The 21,245-nt window shown below is 71.0% G+C and carries 15 protein-coding genes and 1 pseudogene; 9 read left to right on the top strand and 7 right to left on the bottom strand.

Annotation, left to right across the window (positions count from 1 at the left end):
• The first annotated feature begins 53 nt into the window (after nt 1-53).
• The 3 genes and pseudogenes from Prum_RS29485 to Prum_RS52065 all read left to right on the top strand — a co-directional run bounded on the left by Prum_RS29485 (nt 54) and on the right by Prum_RS52065 (nt 4,131).
• On the top strand, nt 54-2,669 hold the full coding sequence (locus Prum_RS29485) for a family 78 glycoside hydrolase catalytic domain (RefSeq protein WP_173079440.1): 2,616 nt from the start codon (nt 54-56) through the stop codon (nt 2,667-2,669).
• A pseudogene (locus Prum_RS52060) lies at nt 2,666-3,468 on the top strand (glycoside hydrolase family 43 protein); the annotation flags it as partial. The gene Prum_RS29485 and the pseudogene Prum_RS52060, both read left to right, overlap by 4 nt.
• Nucleotides 3,457-4,131, top strand: a complete 675-nt coding sequence (locus Prum_RS52065; protein WP_246278631.1) for a beta-xylosidase family glycoside hydrolase — start codon at nt 3,457-3,459, stop codon at nt 4,129-4,131. The pseudogene Prum_RS52060 and the gene Prum_RS52065, both read left to right, overlap by 12 nt.
• On the opposite strand, the gene Prum_RS29495 is transcribed toward Prum_RS52065, so the two are convergent.
• Complete coding sequence (locus tag Prum_RS29495; protein WP_173079441.1) at nt 4,132-4,620, bottom strand: MarR family winged helix-turn-helix transcriptional regulator; 489 nt, start codon at nt 4,618-4,620, stop codon at nt 4,132-4,134.
• A 93-nt stretch (nt 4,621-4,713) separates the two neighbouring features.
• Between Prum_RS29495 and Prum_RS29500 the strand changes: the two genes are divergently transcribed.
• The 4 genes from Prum_RS29500 to Prum_RS29515 all read left to right on the top strand — a co-directional run bounded on the left by Prum_RS29500 (nt 4,714) and on the right by Prum_RS29515 (nt 10,349).
• Nucleotides 4,714-5,094, top strand: a complete 381-nt coding sequence (locus tag Prum_RS29500) for a DoxX family protein (protein ID WP_173079442.1) — start codon at nt 4,714-4,716, stop codon at nt 5,092-5,094.
• A 132-nt stretch (nt 5,095-5,226) separates the two neighbouring features.
• On the top strand, nt 5,227-7,299 hold the full coding sequence (locus tag Prum_RS29505) for a cellulose binding domain-containing protein (RefSeq protein WP_173079443.1): 2,073 nt from the start codon (nt 5,227-5,229) through the stop codon (nt 7,297-7,299).
• Nucleotides 7,296-8,366: a cellulose binding domain-containing protein gene (locus tag Prum_RS29510; protein WP_173079444.1), complete on the top strand. Its 1,071-nt coding sequence runs from the start codon at nt 7,296-7,298 to the stop codon at nt 8,364-8,366. The genes Prum_RS29505 and Prum_RS29510 overlap by 4 nt, the downstream gene beginning before the upstream one ends.
• A gap of 21 nt (nt 8,367-8,387) precedes the next feature.
• Entirely contained in the window at nt 8,388-10,349 is a 1,962-nt protein-coding gene (locus Prum_RS29515; protein ID WP_173079445.1) for an alpha-glucuronidase, read from the top strand.
• Here the strand turns inward: Prum_RS29515 and Prum_RS29520 are convergent.
• From Prum_RS29520 to Prum_RS29545, 6 genes are read right to left on the bottom strand one after another with little or no spacing between them, the layout of a single operon-like run.
• Complete coding sequence (locus Prum_RS29520) at nt 10,343-12,340, bottom strand: beta-galactosidase (RefSeq protein WP_173079446.1); 1,998 nt, start codon at nt 12,338-12,340, stop codon at nt 10,343-10,345. The genes Prum_RS29515 and Prum_RS29520 overlap by 7 nt on opposite strands.
• Nucleotides 12,337-13,026, bottom strand: coding sequence for a DUF624 domain-containing protein (locus tag Prum_RS29525; RefSeq protein WP_173079447.1), 690 nt, complete (start codon nt 13,024-13,026; stop codon nt 12,337-12,339). The genes Prum_RS29520 and Prum_RS29525 overlap by 4 nt, the downstream gene beginning before the upstream one ends.
• Nucleotides 13,027-13,068: 42 nt before the next feature.
• Nucleotides 13,069-14,715, bottom strand: a complete 1,647-nt coding sequence (locus Prum_RS29530; RefSeq protein WP_173079448.1) for an ABC transporter substrate-binding protein — start codon at nt 14,713-14,715, stop codon at nt 13,069-13,071.
• A 41-nt stretch (nt 14,716-14,756) separates the two neighbouring features.
• Entirely contained in the window at nt 14,757-15,665 is a 909-nt protein-coding gene (locus Prum_RS29535; RefSeq protein ID WP_173079449.1) for a carbohydrate ABC transporter permease, read from the bottom strand.
• Entirely contained in the window at nt 15,659-16,630 is a 972-nt protein-coding gene (locus Prum_RS29540) for an ABC transporter permease (protein WP_173079450.1), read from the bottom strand. The genes Prum_RS29535 and Prum_RS29540 overlap by 7 nt, the downstream gene beginning before the upstream one ends.
• Nucleotides 16,627-18,981: a beta-xylosidase/alpha-l-arabinosidase gene (locus Prum_RS29545; RefSeq protein ID WP_173079451.1), complete on the bottom strand. Its 2,355-nt coding sequence runs from the start codon at nt 18,979-18,981 to the stop codon at nt 16,627-16,629. The genes Prum_RS29540 and Prum_RS29545 overlap by 4 nt, the downstream gene beginning before the upstream one ends.
• Before the next feature lie 209 nt (nt 18,982-19,190).
• On the opposite strand from Prum_RS29545, the gene Prum_RS29550 reads away from it, so the two are divergent.
• Entirely contained in the window at nt 19,191-20,201 is a 1,011-nt protein-coding gene (locus Prum_RS29550) for a LacI family DNA-binding transcriptional regulator (RefSeq protein WP_218577385.1), read from the top strand.
• On the top strand, nt 20,201-21,190 hold the full coding sequence (locus Prum_RS29555; RefSeq protein ID WP_246278170.1) for an acetylxylan esterase: 990 nt from the start codon (nt 20,201-20,203) through the stop codon (nt 21,188-21,190). The genes Prum_RS29550 and Prum_RS29555 overlap by 1 nt, the downstream gene beginning before the upstream one ends.
• The last annotated feature ends 55 nt before the right edge of the window (nt 21,191-21,245 follow it).

A 21,245-nucleotide genomic window follows, 5' to 3' on the forward strand; every position in this document is an offset into this window, starting at 1 on the left:
GGTATCGTGGGGAGCTACTTAATCGTAACAGTAGAGGTAGCGGAGGCGACATAGTGGGCATCGTCGACGTCCGTTTCGAGCATCATCATCACCCCCTGGGCATCGGCGAGGCCGCACCGCGGGTCTCCTGGCAGGTGTCCGCCGGCACGCCCGGCTGGTTCCAGACGGCGTACGAGATCCGCGCGCTGCACCCGGACGGCACGGTCGCGTGGACCAGCGGCCGGATCGACGACGACGAGTCCCATCTGGTCGCCTGGCCGGGGCCGCCGCTCGCCTCCCGCCAGCGCGCCGCGGTGCAGGTGCGCGCGTGGGGGACGGCCGGCGACACCGGCTGGAGCGCGGCGTACCCCGTTGAGGCCGGGCTGCTCCGGCCCGAGGACTGGACCGCCGACCTCATCGAGCCGGGCTGGGACCCGGAGCCGGAAAGCGTCCCCGCCTTCCGCCGCGCGTTCACCGTCCGCGGGCCGGTCCGCCGCGCCCGCCTCTACGCCACCGCGCACGGCGTCTACGAGCTGTGGCTGGGCGGCGTACCGTTCGGCGACCTCGTCCTGGCGCCCGGCTGGACCAGCTATCACCACCGGCTGCGCTACCAGACGTACGACGTCACCGACGCTCTCCACAGTGGAGATAATGCCATCGGCGCCCTGGTCGCCGAGGGCTGGTACCGCGGCCGGCTCGGCTTCGGCGGCGGCCGGCGGGACATCTGGGGCGACCGCACCGGGCTGCTGGTCCAGCTGGAGATCGAATACACCGACGGCACGTCCGAGACCGTCCGCACCGACGCCGCCTGGCGCTGCGCGCCCAGCGGCATCCACGCCAGCATCTACGACGGACAGACGCAGGACGCCCGCGCGGATCACCCTGGTTGGGCGGCCGCCGGCTTCGACGACTCCACCTGGCATCTGGTACGCGCCGGCGCCCTCGACGCGAGCCCGTTGGTGGCCCCCGATGGCCCTCCGGTACGCCGCACCGGCGAGGTCCAGCCGGTCGGCATCCACACCTCGCCGAGCGGGCGCACCATCGTCGACTTCGGACAGAACCTGGTCGGCCGGCTGCGGATCCGCCCGCGCGGCGCGGCCGGCACCGAGATCGTGCTGCGTCACGCGGAGGTCCTGGAGGACGGCGAGCTGTGCGTCCGGCCGCTGCGGATCTGCAAGGCGGAGGACCGGTTCATCCTGCGCGGCACCGGCGACGTGGAGGAGTGGGAGCCGGCGTTCACCTTCCACGGCTTCCGCTACGCCGAGGTGCAGGGGTGGCCCGGCGAGCTGCGCCCCGAGGACGTCACCGCGGTCGTCTGCCACAGCGACATGCGCCGGACCGGCTGGTTCTCCTGCTCCGAGCCGCTGCTGGACCGGCTGCACGAGAACGTCGTCTGGTCGATGCGGGGCAACTTCCTCGACGTACCGACCGACTGCCCGCAGCGCGACGAACGCCTCGGCTGGACGGGCGACCTGCAGGTGTTCGCGCCCACCGCCGCCTACCTGTACGACTGCGCCGGCGTGCTCGCCTCCTGGCTGCGCGACCTGCAAGCGGATCAGTTGTCCACACCGGACCGGATCCCGCCGCTCGTGGTGCCGGACATCCTGGGCTGGCCGCACGCGATGGCCGCCTGGGGCGACGCGGTCACGATCGCGCCGTGGGTCCTGTACGAGCGGTACGGCGACCTGGAGCTGCTGCGCCGCCAGTACGAGGGGATGACGGCCTGGGTCGACCATGTCGCCAAGCTCGCGGGCCCGGATCTGGTGTGGGACAGGCAGTTGCAGCTCGGCGACTGGCTCGACCCGACCGCCCCGCCGGCCGCGCCCGCCGACAGCCGTACCGACGGGTCGCTGGTCGCCACCGCGTACTTCGCCCGCTCCGCGCGGATCGTGTCCACAGTGGCCGGGTTGCTCGGGCGCGCCGACGACGCGCGCCGGTACGGCGAACTGGCGGACTCGGTGCGCGAGGCGTTCGGACGGGAGTTCGTCACGCCGAGCGGGCGGGTCGCCAGCGACTCGCAGACCGCGTACGCGCTCGCGCTGCGCTTCGACCTCCTGCCCGGGGCGCCCCAGCGGGAGCGGGCCGGCGCCCGGCTGACCGAGCTCGTGCACATGCGGGGCTACCGCATCGGCACCGGGTTCGTCGGCACGCCGCTGCTCGCCGACGCGCTGGACGACCTGGGCCAGACCCAGGTGGCGTACCGGCTGCTGCTGGAGACGGGCTGCCCGTCGTTCCTCTACCCGATCACCATGGGCGCCACCACCACGTGGGAGCGCTGGGACAGCATGCTGCCCGACGGGAGCGTCAACCCGGGCGAGATGACCTCGTTCAACCACTACGCGCTCGGGGCCATCGCGGACTGGCTGCACCGCACGGTCGCCGGGCTCGCCCCCGCCGCTCCCGGGTACCGCCGGCTGCTGATCCGCCCGCGCCCCGGCGGCGGGCTCACCCGTGCCGAGGCGCGGCACGAGACGCCGTACGGGATGGCCGCCGCCGGCTGGTCCATTGCGGACGGTGAGCTGACCGTGCGTGTGGTGGTGCCGCCCAACACCACCGCGGTCCTGGAGCCGCCCGGCGGCGAGCCGATGCCGCTGGCCGCCGGCGAACACACCGTCACGCTGCCGTACCAGCCCGAGCCGTACCCGCCCGTGCGCCCGCCCCACACGATCCCACCGGAGGCACCCTCATGAGACTCGCCAACCCCACGATCGCCGGCTTCTACCCCGACCCGAGCGTGGTCCGGGTCGGCGACGACTACTACCTGGCCTGCTCGACGTTCGAGTATCTGCCCGGCATCCCGGTCTTTCACAGCCGGGACCTGGTGTCCTGGACCCGTGTCGGCCACGTCGTGGGCCGGCCCGAGCAGCTCGCGGTCGGCCAGGTGCCGACCGGCGGCGGGGCGTGGGCGCCCACCATCCGGCACCACGACGGGCTCTTCTGGGTGGCGGTCACCGACGCGCTCGGCCGGGGGACGCTGCTGTTCACCGCGCCGGACCCGGCCGGGCCGTGGAGCGACGGCGCGGTGGTCGAGGGCGTCGACGGCATCGACCCGGACCTCGCCTGGGACGCGGACGGCACGTGCTACCTGACGTACTCGGCGCTCCGGCTCAGCGGCGACAACATGGGCGCGCACGACGGCATCGAGCAGGTGCGCATCGACCCGTACGCGGCCAAGGCCCTGGAAGAGCCGCGCTCGATGTGGTCCGGGACCGGCCTGATGTTTCCCGAGGCGCCGCACCTGTACCAGCGCGACGGCTGGTGGTACCTGATGATCGCCGAGGGCGGCACCGAGCGCGGCCACGCGGTGAGCATCGCCCGTGGCCGCCGGCCCGACGGCCCGTTCGAGGGGCGCCGGCCAACCCGATCCTGTCCGCCCGGAGCACGAGCCGGCCCGTCCAGAACACCGGCCACGGCGACCTGGTGTCCACTCCGGACGGTGAGTGGGCGATGGTGCTGCTGGGCATGCGCACCCTGGGGATGACCCGGGCGTTCTCGCCGCTGGGCCGGGAGACCTTCGCCACGCGGGTCACCTGGGTGGACGGCTGGCCGGTCGCGGAGCCCGTACACCTCACCGAGCCGGCCGCGCCTGTCAGCCTGACGGGCTCGGGGCTGGACGGCGACTGGATCGCGGTGCGCCGGCTCCCCGCCGACGTGGCCGACGTACGCGCCGGAAGCCTCGTACTGCGCGGCGAGGGCACCGGCATGGACGACCCGCGACCGGTCTTCGTCGGCGTCCGCCAGCGGCACCACCGCATGCGGTTCAGCGCGGAGATCGACGCCGGCGCCGGCACGGGCGGCCTGTCCCTGCGGTACGACGAGGCCCACCACTACGACATCGAGGTGGGCGACGGCCTGGTGACGGCGCGGGGCAGGCTGTCCGGCCTGACGCAGACCTGGACGGCCCCGGTCGACACGCCCCGGGTGACCCTCTGGATCGAGACCGCCCCGGTAGCCGCCGCCGGATTCGACGCCCTCACCTCCGACACCGTCCGCCTGGGCTACGACACCCCCGCGGGCCCGGTAGCGCTGGCCACCTTGGACGGCCGCTACCTCACCGCCGAAACCGCCGCCTCCTTCACCGGACGCGTCGTGGGCGCCTACGCCGTGGACGGCACGGTGGCAGCCGACGCGGTCCGCTATGAGGGGAGCTAGCTAGCGGGCGGAGGGGCAGGAGCCGTCCGGGTCGGTCGCCGACAGGATGCGGTGGCCGATGTCGCGGAGCTGGTGGGTCTGGGTCCTGGTGAGCTGGTCGAAGACGTAGGAGCGGACGGCCTCGACGTGGCCCGGCGCGGTCTCGACGACCTTCGCCCAGCCGTCCCCGGTGAGGGTGGCCAGGGTGAACCGGCCGTCGCTCGGGTCGGGGTCACGGCGTACCCAGCCGCGCCGCTCCAGCCGGCTGACCACGTGCGACAGCCGGGAGAGCGAGCCGTTGGCGAACACGGCCAGCATGCTCATCCGCAGCGTGCGGTCCGGCGCCTCGGACAGGCCCGCCAGCACCTGGTACTCGAAGTGGCTGATCCCGGCGTCCCGTTGCAGTTGCGCGTCCAGGACGGCCGGCAGCCGGATCATCATCCCGGCGAGCGCCAGCCAGGTCTGCATCTCCTCACTGGTCAGCCAGCGCGGCTGTGGCGGGTCGTCCATGGCGTACAGCGTAACGAGGGACTCACGCTTGACGCTTCAAGTTGCATCTGGCACGGTGCTGTTGAACATTCAACTCACCCCCGGAGACAAACCGTGAACGTCGTTTTGTGGATCATCGCTGGCCTGCTGGCCGCCGTCTTCCTCGGTGCCGGCCTCATGAAGGTCGCCCAGCCGAAGGAGAAGCTCGCCGCCAACGGCCTGGCCTGGACCGAGGACTTCCCGCCCGGCGCGATCAAGCTCATCGGTGCCCTGGAGGTGCTCGCCGCCATCGGCCTGATCCTGCCCGCCGTCCTGGACATCGCCACGGTGTTCGTGCCGCTCGCCGCGCTCGGCGTGGTCGCGCTGATGGTCGGCGCCGCGATCACCCATGCCCGCCGCAAGGAGACGCCGATGATCTTCGGCAACCTGCTGCTCATCGTGCTGGCCGCGATCGTGGTCTGGGGCCGCTTCGGGCCGCACTCGTTCGGTTCGTAGCTCTTGGTAGCTCTTGCCAAGCGAAGCCCTTCGATTGATACTGCTATCGGTTTCTGAGCCGGACATGGTCGGGGGCAGGGCAACCTTCGATCGCTACCCATCGAATTGCCATGCTCCGGAGGCTCTACCGCCATGAAACCTTTGTCGTTCTCCGTCCGCCGCGTGGCCGCTCCCGCGGCCATGCTCCTGGCCGCCGGCGTGCTCGTCGGGATCGGCCAACCCGCCGCGCAGGCGACCGCCACACCGGTGACGGTCACCGTGAACGCGCGCGCCGGCCTCGCGACCATGCCCGCGACCGGGCTCGGCGTCAACGACGCGATCTGGGACCAGGAGCTGGGCACCACCGCCGTCTCCGACCTGCTCAAGTCCGCCGGGGTGCAGATGCGCCGGTACCCCGGCGGCTCGTACTCCGACATCTACCACTGGGAGACCCACACCGCCCCGGGCGGCTACGTCGCGCCCAACACCGGCTTCGACACGTTCATGGCCGGGGTACGCCGCACCGGCGCCCAGCCGATGATCGTCGCGAACTACGGCACCGGTACGGCCGCGGAGGCCGCCGGCTGGGTGCGGTACGCCAACGTGACCAAGGGGTACGGGGTCAAGTACTGGACGATCGGCAACGAGAACTACGGCAACGGTCACTACGGAGCCAACTGGGAGGCCGACAACCACGCCGACAAGAGCCCGGCCCAGTACGCCAGCGAGGTCATCGCGTACGCCGACGCGATGAAGGCCGTGGACCCGACCATCAAGGTGGGCGCCGTGCTGACCATCCCGGCGAACTGGCCGGACGCCGTGGTGGCCGACGGCGACGCGGGTAGCTGGAACAAGGTCGTGCTGGCCGCCGCCGGCTCCAAGATCGACTTTGTGGACGTGCACTGGTACCCCGGTGGCGGCAGCGCCGCCGAGGCGGTGGGCAAGACCGAGCACATCGTCGACGCGCTCTACCTGCTACGGCAGCAGATCGCCCAGTACGCCGGCGCCAACAGCTCCCGCATCGGCATCAGCCTCACCGAGCTCAACGTCGGCGTCGGCCAGAACACCCAGCCGGGTGCGCTCTTCCTCGCCGACGCGTACGCCGGGCTGCTGGAGGGCGGCGTGTTCTCGGTGCAGTGGTGGAACGTGCACAACGGCATCGGCAACGTGTCCACTGTGGCCGGGCAGACCGACTACGGCGACTTCGGCATGCTCTCCAGCGGCACCTGCACGGCCGACAACAGCACCTGCGAGCCGGCCCTGAACACGCCGTTCGCGCCGTACCACGGGCTGTCGATGCTCGGGAAGTTCGCGCGCACCGGCGACCAGTTCATCCGGGCCGCCACCGACCAGCCGCTGGTGACCGCGCACGCGGTGCGGCGCTCCAACGGGGACCTCGCGGTGCTGCTGGTCAACAAGGACCCGGACAACGCGTACCCGGTGACCATCGACTACGCGGGCTTCTCCCCGGCGGGAGCCGCGCCGACCGTGCACACCTACACCAACGGGGCGGCGTCGATCGCCACGGCGCAGTCCGGCACGGCCACCAGCCAGACGCTCGCGCCGTACTCGCTGACGGTCGTGCAGACGAAGGCCGCGCGGGTCGTCACCGGCCTGCCCACGGCGCCCGGCCAACCCACCGCCAGCGGCGTCACCGACCAGGCGGCGACCGTCAGCTGGCCGGCCGCGCGGGCCGGCGCCCACCCGATCGCCAAGTACGAGGTGTACCGGCATAACGGCGCCGTCAGCGAGCAGTGGGGGGAGACCCCCGGCACCTCGTTCACGGTGGGGAACCTGCGGCCGGGCAGTCGCTACACGGTGAACGTGCTCGCCCGGGACACGGCCGGAAACGTCTCGTGGGCCTCGCCGCCGCTGACCATCACGACGGGCAGCCCGGCGCAGAGCACGTGCAGTGTCCGGTTTGGATACGTCACCGACTGGGCGAGCGGGTACGTCGCCAACCTCGACATCACCAACACGGGCACGTACGCCATCGACGGCTGGACGCTGACGTTCGACTGGCCGACCGGCTGGCAGCAGATGAACGGCGGCTGGAACGCCAACTGGTCGCAGACCGGCCGCACGGTCAAGGTGACCAACCTCGACACCAACGGCAGGCTCGCCCCCGGCGGCTCGGTCTCGGCCGGCTTCGTCGGCGGCTACAGCGGGCCGAACATCACCCCCGGCGCGTTCACCCTCAACGGAACGGTGTGTACGGCGCTATGAAAAAGTCCATTCTGTACGCCGTTCTCACCGCGCTGGCGCTGGTGACGGCGCTCGTGGTGGCCCGCCCCGCGCTGTCCGCCGCCGCGCCGGTCCGCATCATGCCGCTCGGTGACTCCATCACCGGCGGCCCCGGCTGCTGGCGCGCCCTGCTCTGGGACCGTCTACAGCGGACCGGCTATACCGACATCGACTTCGTCGGCACCCTGCCCGGTGGCGGGTGCTCGGTCGCGCACGACGGCGACAACGAGGGGCACGGCGGCTACCAGGCGGTCGGCATCGCCGACCAGAACCAGTTGCCGCCGTGGCTGGCGGCTACCAGCCCGGACATCGTGCTGATGCACCTCGGCACCAACGACGTGTGGAACAACCGGCCGGCCGCCACCATCCTCGCGGCGTACGGCAAGCTGGTCGACCAGATGCGGGCGAACAACCCCAACATGAGGATCATCGTGGCGCAGATCGTCGCGATGGCGCCGACCAACTGCACGTACTGCACCTCGGGCGTCATCGCGCTCAACAACGCCATTCCGGGCTGGGCGGCCGGCAAGAGCACCACGCAGTCGCCCATCACGGTGGTGGACCAGTGGACCGGCTTCGACCCGGTCGCCGACACCATCGGCGACGGGGTGCACCCGGACGACTCCGGCTTCCAGAAGATGTCCGACCGCTGGTACCCGGCGGTGACGCGGGCCCTCGGCGGCACCACGACACCCACGACGCCACCGGTCACCACCGCACCGGCCACGACCGCACCTCCCGCTCCCGGGGTGTGCACCGCGACCTATCGAGTGGTCAGTCAGTGGACGGGCGGCTTCCAGGGCGAGGTGACCGTGCGGAACGGTGGCACCACGTCCACGTCGGCCTGGACCGCTGCCTTCAGCTTCGCCAACGGGCAGCGGGTCAGCCAGGCGTGGAACGCGACAGTGACGCAGAGCGGAGCGGCGGTGACCGCCCGGCACCTGAGCTGGAACGGCCTGCTGACGCCCGGCGGGACCGCCACGTTCGGCTTCATCGCCTCCTGGACCGGCACCAACGCCGTACCGGCGGTGACCTGCACGCTGACATAGACGCACGTTAGGGTGGTGATCATGTGGCACGCAGCATGGTTGCCGCCGGAAGCCTTTCGGGCACTCGGTTCGCGGCGCACGGTGGTGCACGGCGACGGGGCGCTCGTTGACACGGTCCGTTCCGAGGTCGACCGGGCCGTCGCCGCATCCGGCAGCGGCGGCGGCCCGACGTACGACCTCGTGCTGGCGCTTGATACGGCAGAGCCCTTGCCGGCGGAGGCCGCGGCGGTGCGGGCCGAGGCCGGCGAGCTCGGCCCGGAAGGCTTCGCGCTCGCCCGCCGCGAGGGCGTCACGGTGGTGCTGGCCGGCGGGCCGGCCGGTCTGCTCTACGGCCTGTTCCACGTCGTACGGCTGGGCGAGTCGGCGTTCGGGGCCGACCGACCGATCGAGACGCACCGGCCGTGGGCGGCGCGCCGCATGGTCGACCACTGGGACAACGTCGACGTGCACCCCGTGATGGGACAGGTCGAGCGCGGGTACGCCGGCGGCTCCATCTTCTGGGCGGACGGCGCCTTCCGCGGGGACCGGGACCGGATCCGGGCATACGGCCGGCTGCTGGCCGCCTGCGGGATCAACGCGATAGCGGCCAACAACGTGAACGTGCACGCCACCGAGGCGCGCCTGCTGACCGACCGGCTCGGCGACGTCAAGGCGATCGCGGACACGTTGCGCCCGTACGGCATCCGCGTGCACCTGTCGGTCACCTTCGCCGCGCCCGCCGTCCTCGGCGGGCTGCCGACCGCCGACCCGCTCGACGAGGGTGTCCGGTCGTGGTGGGCCGCGGCCACCCGCCGGGTCTACGAGACCATCCCGGACTTCGGCGGCTACCTCGTGAAGGCCGACTCGGAGGGGCAGCCCGGCCCGTTCGCGTACGGGCGCAGCCACGCGGACGGCGCGAACCTGCTCGCCGACGCGCTGGCCCCGTACGGGGGAGTGGTGCACTGGCGGGCCTTCGTCTACAACCACCGGCAGGACTGGCGCGACCGCTCGACCGACCGGGCCCGCGCGGCGTACGACCACTTCGCACCGCTCGACGGGCTCTTCCGGGACAACGCGATCCTGCAGGTGAAGCACGGTCCGATGGACTTCCAGCCGCGCGAGCCGGTCTCGCCGGTGATCGCGGCCATGCCGGCGACCCGGCTGGCGGTGGAGTTGCAGGCCACCCAGGAGTACACCGGCCAGCAGCTGCACGCCTGCTACCTCGCTCCGATGTGGAGCGAGGTGCTGGCCTTCGAGCCGGTCGAAGGCCGCTTCGCCGAGCTGGTCGCCGTGTCCAACGTGGGCGACGACCCATTCTGGACCGGCCACCCGCTCGCCCAGGCCAACCTGTACGCGTTCGGCCGCCTCGCCTGGGACCCAGACGCCGACCCGCTGTCCATCCTGGACGAGTGGATCGACCTGACGTTTCCGGAGCCGCCCGAGCCGCTGCGCCAGGCGCTGCACGCCATCATGGACGGCTCCTGGCGGACGTACGAGCGGTACACCTCGCCGCTGGGCGTCGGCTTCATGGTGCGCCCCGGCTCGCACTACGGACCCGACGTGGACGGGTACGAGTACACCCCGTGGGGCACGTACCACTTCGCCGACCGGGACGGCGTCGGCGTGGACCGCACCCGCGCCACCGGCACCGGCTTCACCGGCCAGTACCCGGCGCCCTGGTCGGACGTGTACGAGTCGCTCGACCGGTGCCCCGACGAGCTGCTGCTCTTCTTCCACCACGTGCCGTACGGGCACGTGCTGCACAGCGGCTCGACGGTCATCCAGCACATCTACGACACCCACTTCGCCGGGGCCGAGCAGGCCGCCGAGATGCGGGCACGCTGGGCGGAGGCGGCCGGGCTGGTCCCCGCCGACGTGTACGACCGGGTGCGGGAACGCCTCGACGAGCAGGTGCGCTCGGCGCAGGAGTGGCGGGATCAGGTCAACGCGTACTTCTTCCGCAAGTCCGGGGTGCCGGATGCGGAAGGACGACGGATCTACTGACGCACCACCATGACGCCGCGCGCCTCCATGTGCAGCATCTGCCCACTCTGGACGGTGGTGCCGGTCAGCAGGTCGACCCCGTCAAAACGCGCCGTCAACGAGACCGGCTCGGCGTTGTGGTTGAGCAGGAAGAGCAGGCGGGTGCCGTCCGGCGCGACCCGGACCGCCGTCTCCAGGTCCGGCACCTCCGGGTACGGCCCGTACAGCTCGTGCCGGTCCAGCACCTGCCGCAGCACCCAGGACACGCCCGCCTGGTCCAGCCCGGCGGCGACGTACCAGCCGTGGCCGGCGCCGAACGCGTTGCGGGTCACCGCGGGCGTGCCGGCGTAGAAGTCGGCCTGGTACGTGCCGACCACCTCGGCGCCCTGCGGGATCACCAGCTCGAAGAGGAGCCGGCTCTCGACGGTCTGGTCGCCGAGGCGTACGGGGTTGACGAACTCCTGGTCGCGGGCGTCCCACTCGTCGACGCGTACGCCCATGAGGGCGCCGAGCGGGCCGGGCACGTCCATCAGGAAGGCGTTGTCGTCCTCGTCCACCCGGCCGGACAGGAACGTCGTCACGACCGAGCCGCCGCGCGCGGCCACCTCCTCCAGCCGCCGGGCGAGGTCGCCCTTGAGCATGTGCAGGGCGGGCGCGACGACCACGTCGTACCGGGACAGGTCGGCGGTGACCGCGACGACGTCGACGCCCACCCCCGCGTCCCAGAGGGCGCGGTGGTAGGCGAGCACGACCTGCTGGTACCGGACCAGCCGGGACGGGCCGTCCGAGAGCTCCAGCGCCCACCAGCTGTCCCAGTCGAACAGCAGCGCGACCCGGGCCGGCGTGCGGGCGCCGAGCGTGGCGGCGCCCAGCCGTTCGAGCTCCGCGCCGAGGGCCGCCACCTCTCCGAACACCCGGGTGTCCGACCGCCCGCTGTGGCCGATGACGGCGCCGTGGTACTTCTCGCTGGCCCCGCGCGAGGCCCGCATCTGGAAGAACAGCACCGCGTCCGCGCCGTGGGCGACCGCCTGCCAGCTCCACAGCCGCATCACGCCGGGCCGCTTGAGCGGGTTGACGTCGCGGCAGGCGGTGACGCTCGGGGTCTGCTCCATCAGCCAGAACGGCTGGCCGTCCTTGAGCCCGCGCATCAGGTCGTGGGTCAGCGCCATCCGCGCCTGCGACGTGTCGTCCGGCGGGTAGTTGTCCCAGGAGACGAAGTCGAGGTGCGAAGCCCAGCGGTGGTAGTCGATCCCCCGGAACATGCCCATGAGGTTGGTCGTCACCGGCGTCGTCGGGTCGGACTCCCGGATGGCCGCCTTCTCGTCCAGGTAGTTGGCCAGCATGGCGTCCGACATGAAGCGCAGGTAGTCCAGCGTGATGCCCTGGAACGCGGTGTGGTCCGGCCCGCGCCAGTGCTCGGTCAGCGCCGACGGCGGCTCGATCTCGTCCCAGTCGGTGAAGGTGTGCGACCAGAACGTCGTGTACCAGGCCGCGTTGAGCCCGTCGAGGGTCTCGTACCGCTGCCGCAGCCAGTCCCGGAAGCCGGCCGCGCACAGGTCGCAGTAGCACGCCCCGCCGTACTCGTTGCCGACGTGCCAGGCGACGATCGCCGGGTTGCCCGCGTACCGCTGGGCGATGCGCCGCGCGACCTCGGTGGAGAGCCGGCGGAACACCGGGGAACTGGGGCAGGAGTTGTGCCGGGCGCCGTACCTGTGCTTGCGGCCCTCGAAGTCGACGCGGGTCACCTCCGGGTGCGCGCGGGCCAGCCAGGCCGGGTGCGCGCCGGTGCCCGTCGCCAGGCAGACGTTCCGGCCCTCCGCCTCGGCCTTCGCGACCACCCGGTCCAATGTGGAGAAGTCATAGACGTCCGGCGCCGGCTGGGTCAGCGTCCAGGTGAAGACCCCCAGCGTGACGGTGTCGATCCGGGCCGCGTCGAAGAGCCGGTAGTCGTCCTTCCAGACGTCCTCGGGCCACTGCTCCGGGTTGTAGTCCCCGCCAAAGGGCACCTTCACGCGGTGAACTCCTTCTCGACTCGAGTGATCATCGGGCCCGCGTTTCGTAGCAGCACTACCAGGAAGGCCGCACCCAGTAGCGCCAGCACGCCTTCGGAGGCGTACGCCGTGACGCCGGCCGCGATGAGTAGCAGGCCAGCGTTGCCCAGCGTTACGCCGGGCGTCGCGGCCAGGAAGTACACGGCGAGCCGGGCGACGTCCACGGCCCGGAACGCGAACAGTGAGGTGATCACCAGGGCGTTGGCCAGCCACAGCGCGGCCAGCACCGCGACGGCGCCCAGCAGCGCCGCCCACCAGCCCGGTACGCCGGCGCCCGCGAAGTTGCCGAGGTTGATCCCGAGGATCGTCATCCAGGCCAGCCACGGCACCCAGACCAGCAGGACGCCGCGCAGGTTGGCCCGGTAGCCGCGCCAGAACGCCCGCGCCGGGTAGAGCTCGGTGATGTCCCGGCTGCGGTGGCGCAGCGCGTACAGGGCGGCGGAGACGGCCGGGCCGAGCGGGAGCGCGCAGAGCGCGACCAACGGGGCGTTGCTCGCGTCCTGTTCCAGGAACAGGACCGGCACCAGACCGGGCAGGGCGCTGGCGAGCAGCAGCACCTGGACGACCATCAGGGTGTAGACCAGCGCGGCGACGCGGGACAGCGGCCCCGATCCGAACTGCCGGCGGGCTCCAGCAACGGCACTCATGGGACTCCCTTCGGCAGTTCGGATCGGGGCGCCGGGCGTCGGTCAGCCGCGTTCCTTCTTGAAGCGGTCGTACGCCTTGTTGACCATTTCCAGGTACTGGTCCATGTTCTTGCCCTTCAGTTCGGCCACGTAGGCGTCCCACTGGCCCAGTGGGCGCTGGCCGAGGACGAACTTGAGCGAGTTCTGGTTCACGTGGTCGGTCAGCGCGGTCTCCCACAGGTTCGCCTGCTCGCGCTCCTCGGCGGTGAGCGGGTGCGCCGGCGGCACCGGGAGGATCTTGCGCTGGTCCATGACCTCCTGGAACTTCTTCTCCTCCTCGGTGAACTGGGAGTTCAGGAACTTGGTGCTGCCGCCGTAGGCGAACACGCCGTTGAAGAAACCGTAGTCGACCTGCAGGTGCTTCGCGGCCGACGGGTTGAGCCCGGCCCAGTTCACGTCCTGGGCGAGCTTGAAGGTGCCGTCATCGACGCTTCCGGTGTAGGTCTGGTCCTTGATTCCCCACTTCGCCAGCATCTGGCCAGCGTCGGAGTACCACAGCCAGTCGATGAACTGCATCATCGCGACGAAGTTCTTGCTCTCCAACGCCTTCTTGGAGATCATGATGCCGTTCTCCAGCCGGGTCTCGCCGCTCTTGACCGCACCGGCCGGCCCGATCGGCCGGGGGATCTTCGCCACCGTCGCGCCCGGGATCTTCGCGATGTCCTTGCGCAATTCGTTCGCGAGCGTCTGGGCGTTGCAGCAGATCACGAACGACTTGCCGGACGCGAACTTCTGCCGGGCGTTGTCGTCCGTCTGCGTGAAGCTCTCCGGATCGAGCAGCTTCTCGCTCACCAGCGTGTTGAGGTACTGCAGGACCTGCTTGTACTGCTCCATCGCGCCGGAGAAGACGAACTTGCTCGCGCTGGTGTCCCAGTACGCGTTCTGCCAATCCCAGCCGGCGTACGTGCCGTAGGCGCTGCTGAGCAGGCCGAACAGGCAGTTGGCGCCGGGCTCGGGAGGAGTGCTCCACCGGTCGGACATCGGGTACTGGCCGGGGTACGCCTGCTTCATCGCCCGCAGCATGTTGGTCACGTCGTCCCACGTCTGCGGCGTGGACAGGCCGAGCTTCTGCAGGATGTCGGTGCGTACCGCCAGCGTGTAGTCCAGCCAGGCGTCCTCGTGCAGGCCGGGCAGCAGGTAGTACTTGCCGTCCGACTGGCTGAAGCCGTCGAGGTTACCCTGGAGGTTCCACTTCTTGACCTTGTCCTGGTAGTGCGGCATCAGGTGGACGTAGTCGCTGACCGGCAGGATCGCGCCGCCGGCGATGTACTGCTCCTCGTCGGGGTGGTAGGTCTTCGGGATGATCAAGGGGGCGTCGCCGGAGCTGACCATGACGCTGCGCTTCTGGTTGTAGTCGCTGCCCGGCACCACCGTCGCCTCGAGCTTGACGTTGGTGAGCTTGGCCAGTTCCGTGAAGAACTGCCAGTCGGCCTTGTACGGGTAGGCCGCGTTGGACAGCATCATGATGGGGAACGTGAGCGGCTCGGCGGCCTTGAACTGGTCGCCGACGTTGAACTTCTCCATGGCGCCTGAGCGTTTGGCGTCCAGGTCCTGGCCCTCGGTGTCATCGCCGCTGCCGCAGCCGACGAGCGCGAGGGTGGCGGCGCCACCGGCGGCGGCGAGCAACTGGCGCCGGGTTGGCTGGTACATGAGGACTCCTTTTCCTTCAATAGTTCGGGGTACGCGCGGCGCTAGCCCTTGACCGCGCCGAGCATGACCCCGGAAACGAAGTACCGCTGGATGAAGGGGTAGACGAGCATGATCGGCAGCATGGTGAGCACGATGGTCACCGCCACGATGTTGGCTCCGACCTGCAGTGCGACATCACTGGCGGTGGTGACGTCGGACCCGCCAGTCGCCGACGAGATGAGGTTGCGCAGATAGACGGTGACCGGGAAGCGCTCCAGCTTGTCCATGTAGAGGAAGGCGGAGAACCACGAGTTCCAGAAGGACACCGCGTAGAAAAGCACCATCGTGGCGATCACCGCCTTGGACAGCGGCAGCACGATGCGCAGCAGGATCTGGTACGTGTTCAGGCCGTCGACCGCGGCGGCTTCCTCCAGTTCGACCGGCAGGCTCTCGAAGAACGCCTTCATCACCAGCAGGTTGAACACGTTGATGGCGTTGGGCAGCACGATGGCCCAGATCGTGTTGCGCATGCCGAGCTGGCTGACCAGGACGTAGTTCGGGATCAGGCCACCGTGGAAGAACATGGTGAAGACCGCGATCCCGACCAGGATGCCGCGTCCCTTGAGGTCCTTTTTGGATAACACGTACGCGTAGCACGTGGTCAGCACGATCGAGATGGCGGTCGCCACGACGGTGTAGACGATGGTGTTGCGATAGTTGGTCCAGAACATCGAGTCGCTCATCACGGTCTTGTACGTGGTGAGGTTGAAACCCTTCGGCCACAGGTTGACCTGGCCGGACCGGATGTACTGTTCCCCGCTGAACGAGCGGGCAACGATGTTGACGAACGGATACAGGGTCACCAGCACGACCCCGGTCAGCACGACCCCGTTGACCGCCTGGAACACCCGGTACCCCCGGCTCGGCCGGATCCCGCGCGGCCGCGCCTTCGGTGCTTGGACGGTCACCATAGCCCCGTCCCCACCGTGCGACGCGAGATGGCGTTCGCCGAGAACACCAGGACCAATCCGATGATGGACTCGAACAGCCCGATGGCGGCGGCGTAGCTGAAGCTGCCGGACACCACGCCGACGCGGTAGACGTACGTGGATATGACGTCCGCCGTCGGGTACGTCAGCGGGTTGTACAGCAGCAGGATCTTCTCGAACCCGACCGCCATGAACATGCCGATGTTGAGGATCAGCAGGGTCATCATGGTCGGCCGGATGCCAGGCAGGGTCACGTGCCAGGTCTGTCGCCAACGATTGGCGCCGTCGACCCGCGCCTGCTCGTACAGTTCGTTGTCGACGGTGGTCAGTGCGGCGAGGTACAGGATCGTGCCCCAGCCGACCGTCTGCCACATCTCCGACGTGATGTAGATGGGGCGGAACCAGCCCGGTTGCTGGATGAAGGATATGGGGTCCTGGCCGATCGCCTTCACCGCCTGGTTGACCGCGCCGTCCATCGCGACCATCTGGAGGATGATGCCGGCCACCACCACGATGGAGAGGAAGTGCGGCATGTAGGAGATGGTCTGCACGAACCGCTTGAAGAACCGCGACCGGACCTCGTTGAGCAGCAGGGCCAACACGATCGGCATCGGGAAGATGAAGAGCAGGGTCAGGCCACCGATGACCAGGGTGTTGGTGAACACCCGCCAGAAGGTCGGGTCGCTCCAGAACATCTTGAAGTAGTGCAGGCCCACCCAGTACTCGCCGAAGAGCGCACCGCCCGGCTGGTATCGGCGGAAAGCGATCACGTTGCCGATCATCGGCAGGTACCGGAAGATCAGGAAGAAGACGAGCGGCAGGACCGCCAGCGAGTAGAGCTGCCAGTCCCGGCGCAGGGCCCGCCGCCAGGTACGGCGGGGCCGGACCCGGGCCGGCGGGCTGGGTCTGGGTTGCTGGACGCGCGGTGGCGTCTCCACCGTGCTCATCGATCGACCTCCACTGTGGAGAGCAACCGGCGCCGGTGGTCGACCTCCCGCTCCGCGCCGACGAGGCGTACCGGCACGGCCGCGGCGACCTCGCCGCTGGACCGGCCGAACCGCAGCTCGACGTCGCCGGGCTCGACGATGCGCCGGCCGTGCACCCCCGTGAACGACGCGAGGTCGGCCGGGACCGCGAACATCACCCGCGCCGTCTCGCCCGGCTCCAGCGGCACCCGTGCGTACCCGATGAGGCGGACCACCGGGCGGGTGGTCTGCGCGACCGGGTCGTGCAGGTACAGCTGCACGACCTCGGTGCCGGAGCGTGCCCCGGTGTTGCGGACCGTGATCCCGAAGCGCGCCTCGCCGTCGACCGCCCAGTCGGACGGTCCCAGCGGGTCGCACCACTCGAACGTCGTATAGCTCAGCCCGTGCCCGAACGGGAACGTGGGCGTCGGGTCGACGGACGACACCCCCGACCGGCGGCCCAGCGGCGGGGACAGGTACGTCGCCGGCAGGCCCCCGGCGTCGCGCGGGATGCTGACCGGCAGCCGCCCGGACGGGTTCACTGCGCCGGTGAGCACCTCGGCGAGCGCCTGGCCACCCCGCTGGCCGGGAAAGAATGCCTGCACGACGGCCGCGGCACCATCCACATCGGAGCCGAGCGCGTACGGCCGGCCGGTCAGCAGCACCAGGACTGTCGGCGTGCCGGTGGCCAGCACGGCGCGTACCAGATCGGCCTGGACGCCCGGCAGGCGCAGATCGGCGGCGTCGCAGCCCTCGCCCGACGTGCCCCGTCCGAACATCCCGGCCCGGTCCCCGACGGCGAGCACGCACACGTCGCTCGCCGCGGCGGTGGCCGCGGCCGCCGCGATGCCGGAGGTGTCGTCGCCGGTGATGTCGCAGCCCGGCGCGTACGCCAGGTCTGGCACCAGGGCGGCGAGCGACGCGCGCAGCGAGGGGATGTCGACGCCGAGCCCGTGCTCGGGGTGCCGCACGCCCACGTGTGCCGGGAAGGCGTAGCACCCGAGCATCACCATCGGGTCGTCGGCGACCGGGCCGACGAGCGCCACCCGCCGGCCCGCGGCGAGCGGCAATACGCCATCGGTGTTGCGCAGCAGGACGACCGACTGCCGGGCCAGCCGCACGGCGACGTCCTGATTGGACTCGTCGTCGAAGGCCAGGGCGTCGATGCCGTCCGGCTCGGGCCGCCACTTCTCGTCCAGCAGGCCCTGCTCGGCCTTCTGGGCCAGCACCCGGTGGACGGCGCGGTCGATCAGCGCCTCGTCCACCGCGCCGGAGCGGACCGCCTCGACCAGCGGCGGGCCGAAGGTGTCCACTGTGGGCAGCTCGACGTCGATGCCGGCCCGCAGCGCCAGCCTGGCCGCGTCCCCGGCCTCGGCGGCGACGCCGTGCAGCTTCTCCAGGAACCGCACCGAGAAGTAGTCCGAGACCACGGTGCCTTCGAAGCCCCAGTCGCCGCGCAGGAGTGCGGTCAGCAGGTCCGGGTCGGCGGCCACCGGTACGCCGTCGATCTCGGCGTACGAGTTCATCACGGAGCGCGCGCCGCCCAGCCGCAGCGCCATCTCGAACGGCGGCAGGATGACGTCGGCCAGCTCCCGGCGCCCGATCGCGACCGGCGCGTGGTTGCGCCCGCCGCGCGAGGCCGAGTAGCCGGCGAAGTGCTTGAGCGTCGCGACGATGCCGGCGCCTTCCAGACCGCGCACGTACGCCGCGCCGACGGTGCCCACCAGGTAGGGGTCCTCGCCGATCGTCTCCTCGGTGCGCCCCCAGCGGTAGTCGCGGGTCACGTCCAGCACCGGCGCCAGGCCCTGGTGCACGCCGGCGGCGCGCATGGACCGGCCGATCAGCCCGGCCATCTCCTCGACGAGCAGCGGGTCGAAGGCGGCGCCCCAGCAGAGCGGCGTCGGGTACGCCGTCGCCTTCCAGGTGGCGAAGCCGGTCAGGCACTCCTCATGCACTTGCGCGGGAATGCCGAAGCGGCTCGCCGCCACGATCTCCGCCTGGGACACGGCCAGTGAGCGCGCGCCGAGGACGGGGTCCACGGGCGCGGTGCCGAACGGCCGGGTGAGCTGGCCCAGGCCGTTCCGGATGATCGTGCTCCAGGGCGCGCCGTCCGCCATGTCGGCCTGGTGCGGGGCGACGCCACCGCCCGCGGCGTCGGCGCCGACCCAGACGCCGACCAACTGGGCGACCTTCTCCTCCAGCGACATGAGCGGGACCAACGCCGCGGCCCGCGCGGCCGGGCTGAGCTCGGGGTCGCGCCAGGGCGCCGGACCGGTCGATCCATTGGCGTTGCTCGACGTAAGGCCGGCGTTGACCGGCAGCTGACCTCTCATGCCTCCCCTTTGACCCGGATGACGGGCGGTGCGGAACTCGAAAATTTCCGCAACTTCTCCGTTATCTGGCGGCAACCTAAGCGCGGTCCGGGGGGTGTGTCAAGAGTCTCGATACTGAAGGTCATCATGGTATATGTTCCTGGGGCCTCGGTTCCGTCGGCGTCAAGGAGGCGTCGAAACTTCCGGCCACACTGGGTGATATTTCGATGATGCGTACCGCGACGATCGCGACGATCGCCGACGAGGTCGGCGTGTCCGTGACGACGGTCTCCAAGGTCCTCAACGGGCGCGCCGACGTCGCGCCCGAGACCAGGGCGCGCGTCGAGGCGAGCCTGGAGCGCCACCGGTACCGCCGCCGCGGCAAGCGGCAGCCGACCGGCTCCGGGCAGATCGACCTGGTCTTCCACGAGTTCGACTCGGGCTGGGCCATGGAGATCATCCGAGGCGTGGAGGCGGTCGCGGCGACGGCGAAGATCGACGTACTGCTGTCCCAATTGGGCGGTCAGCACCGGCCGCCGCAGCGGTGGCTGGACGGCGTGCTCGCCCGCCGGCCGCTCGGCGTGGTCTTCGTGCTGTGCCACCTGACCCAGCCCCAGCGTCGGCAGCTGGAGCGGCAACGCATCCCGTTCGTCGTGGTCGACACCGACAGCGCGACGTCCGCGTCGGTGCCGACGGTCGGCTCCAACAACTGGAACGGCGGCCTGATCGCGGCCCGTCACCTGCTGCAGCTCGGCCACCGCCGGATCGCGATCATCTCGGGGCCGGAGGACGTGCTGTGCAGCCGCGCCCGGGTGGCCGGCTTCCGGTCCGCGCACGAGGAGGCCGGGATCCCGGTCGACCCCGAGCTGGTCCGGCAGGGCAAGTTCTCCGCCAGCACCGGGTTCGAGCACGGCATGGCGCTGCTGAGCCGTCCCGACCGCCCCACGGCGGTCTTCGCCGGGTCGGACACGCAGGCCATGGGGGTGCTGCGGGCCGCGCGCCGGCTCGGCCTCGACGTCCCCACGGACCTTTCCGTCATCGGGTACGACGACCTGCCGATCTCCGCGTGGACCGGCCCGGCGCTCACCACCGTCAACCAGCCGCTGCGGGACATGGCGGGCACCGCCACCCGGATGCTGCTCGACCTGGCGGCCGGCGTGGAGCCGCCCACCAGCCGCATCGACCTGGTCACCGAGCTGGTCGTACGGGAGAGCACCGCGCCGCCACCCCCGGGGCGCTGATGGCCCTCTTCGACCTCCCCCTGACCGAGCTGGAGCGGTACGCCCCGGTGGTGCGTGAGCCCGCCGACTTCGACGCGTTCTGGCGGGCCACCCTGGACGAGGTGGCCGCCGCACCGGTGCTGCTCGACGTCCAGCCGCACCCGACCGCCCTGCGCCTGGTCGACACCTGGGACGTCACGTTCGCCGGGTTCGGCGGCGACCCGGTGCGGGCCTGGTTCACCCGCCCGGCCGGGGTGGCGAGCTCGCTGCCGGCCGTCGTGGAGTACCTCGGGTACGGCCGCGGCCGGGGACTGCCCCACGAGCGGCTGACCTGGGCCGTGGCCGGCTACGCCCACCTGCTGATGGACTCGCGCGGCCAGGGCGACGAGTACGGCACCGGCGGCGCCACGCCCGACCCGCGCGGCGGCGGCGCGCTCGGCGGCCCGGGGCCGGCGACCCGGGGCATCCTGAACCCGCGGGCCTACTACTACCGCCGGCTCATCACGGACGCGGTCCGCGCGGTCGACGCGGTCCGCGCGCTTCCCGGGGTGGACCCCGCCCGGGTCGCCGCCGCCGGCAACAGCCAGGGCGGCGGGCTCGCCCTCGCCGTCGCCGGCCTCGTCCCGGATCTGGCCGCCGTGCTCGCCACCGCGCCGTTCCTGTGCCACATCCAGCGCGCCATCGACATCACTGATGCGGCGCCGTACGGCGAGATCGTGACCTTCCTGGCCGTGCACCGCGAGGCGGAGGAGGCGGCCCGCTGCACGCTGTCCTATGTGGACGGGGTGAACTTCGCCCGCCGGGCGGTCGCGCCGGCGCATTTCGGCGTGGGCCTGCGCGACACGGTGTGCCCGCCCAGCACCGTGTTCGCCGCCTACAACCAGTACGGCGCCGCCAACGGCTCGGCGCCTGATCGCGCGATCCACGTGTACCCGTTCAACCACCACGAGGGGGCGACGCGGTCCACGTCGGGCACCAGTTGCGGTGGCTGGGCGCCCGGATGTAGGTAAGGCAGCTGACTCTTACCAGTTTCTGAGCTGGCGTGGATATCTTGAGTCATGCGCC

Source organism: Phytohabitans rumicis, from assembly GCF_011764445.1.
Classification (GTDB): domain Bacteria; phylum Actinomycetota; class Actinomycetes; order Mycobacteriales; family Micromonosporaceae; genus Phytohabitans; species Phytohabitans rumicis.

Excerpts from the sequence above, each read along its gene's own strand:
- Prum_RS29545 (WP_173079451.1), bottom strand. The coding sequence starts at position 18,981 with ATGAGAGGTCAGCTGCCGGTCAACGCCGGCCTTACGTCGAGCAACGCC.
- Prum_RS29530 (WP_173079448.1), bottom strand. The coding sequence starts at position 14,715 with ATGTACCAGCCAACCCGGCGCCAGTTGCTCGCCGCCGCCGGTGGCGCC.
- Prum_RS29505 (WP_173079443.1), top strand. The coding sequence starts at position 5,227 with ATGAAACCTTTGTCGTTCTCCGTCCGCCGCGTGGCCGCTCCCGCGGCC.
- Prum_RS29515 (WP_173079445.1), top strand. The coding sequence starts at position 8,388 with ATGTGGCACGCAGCATGGTTGCCGCCGGAAGCCTTTCGGGCACTCGGT.
- Prum_RS29550 (WP_218577385.1), top strand. The coding sequence starts at position 19,191 with ATGCGTACCGCGACGATCGCGACGATCGCCGACGAGGTCGGCGTGTCC.
- Prum_RS29535 (WP_173079449.1), bottom strand. The coding sequence starts at position 15,665 with ATGGTGACCGTCCAAGCACCGAAGGCGCGGCCGCGCGGGATCCGGCCG.
- Prum_RS29495 (WP_173079441.1), bottom strand. The coding sequence starts at position 4,620 with ATGGACGACCCGCCACAGCCGCGCTGGCTGACCAGTGAGGAGATGCAG.
- Prum_RS29540 (WP_173079450.1), bottom strand. The coding sequence starts at position 16,630 with ATGAGCACGGTGGAGACGCCACCGCGCGTCCAGCAACCCAGACCCAGC.
- Prum_RS29555 (WP_246278170.1), top strand. The coding sequence starts at position 20,201 with ATGGCCCTCTTCGACCTCCCCCTGACCGAGCTGGAGCGGTACGCCCCG.
- Prum_RS29510 (WP_173079444.1), top strand. The coding sequence starts at position 7,296 with ATGAAAAAGTCCATTCTGTACGCCGTTCTCACCGCGCTGGCGCTGGTG.
- Prum_RS52065 (WP_246278631.1), top strand. The coding sequence starts at position 3,457 with ATGACCCGGGCGTTCTCGCCGCTGGGCCGGGAGACCTTCGCCACGCGG.
- Prum_RS29525 (WP_173079447.1), bottom strand. The coding sequence starts at position 13,026 with ATGAGTGCCGTTGCTGGAGCCCGCCGGCAGTTCGGATCGGGGCCGCTG.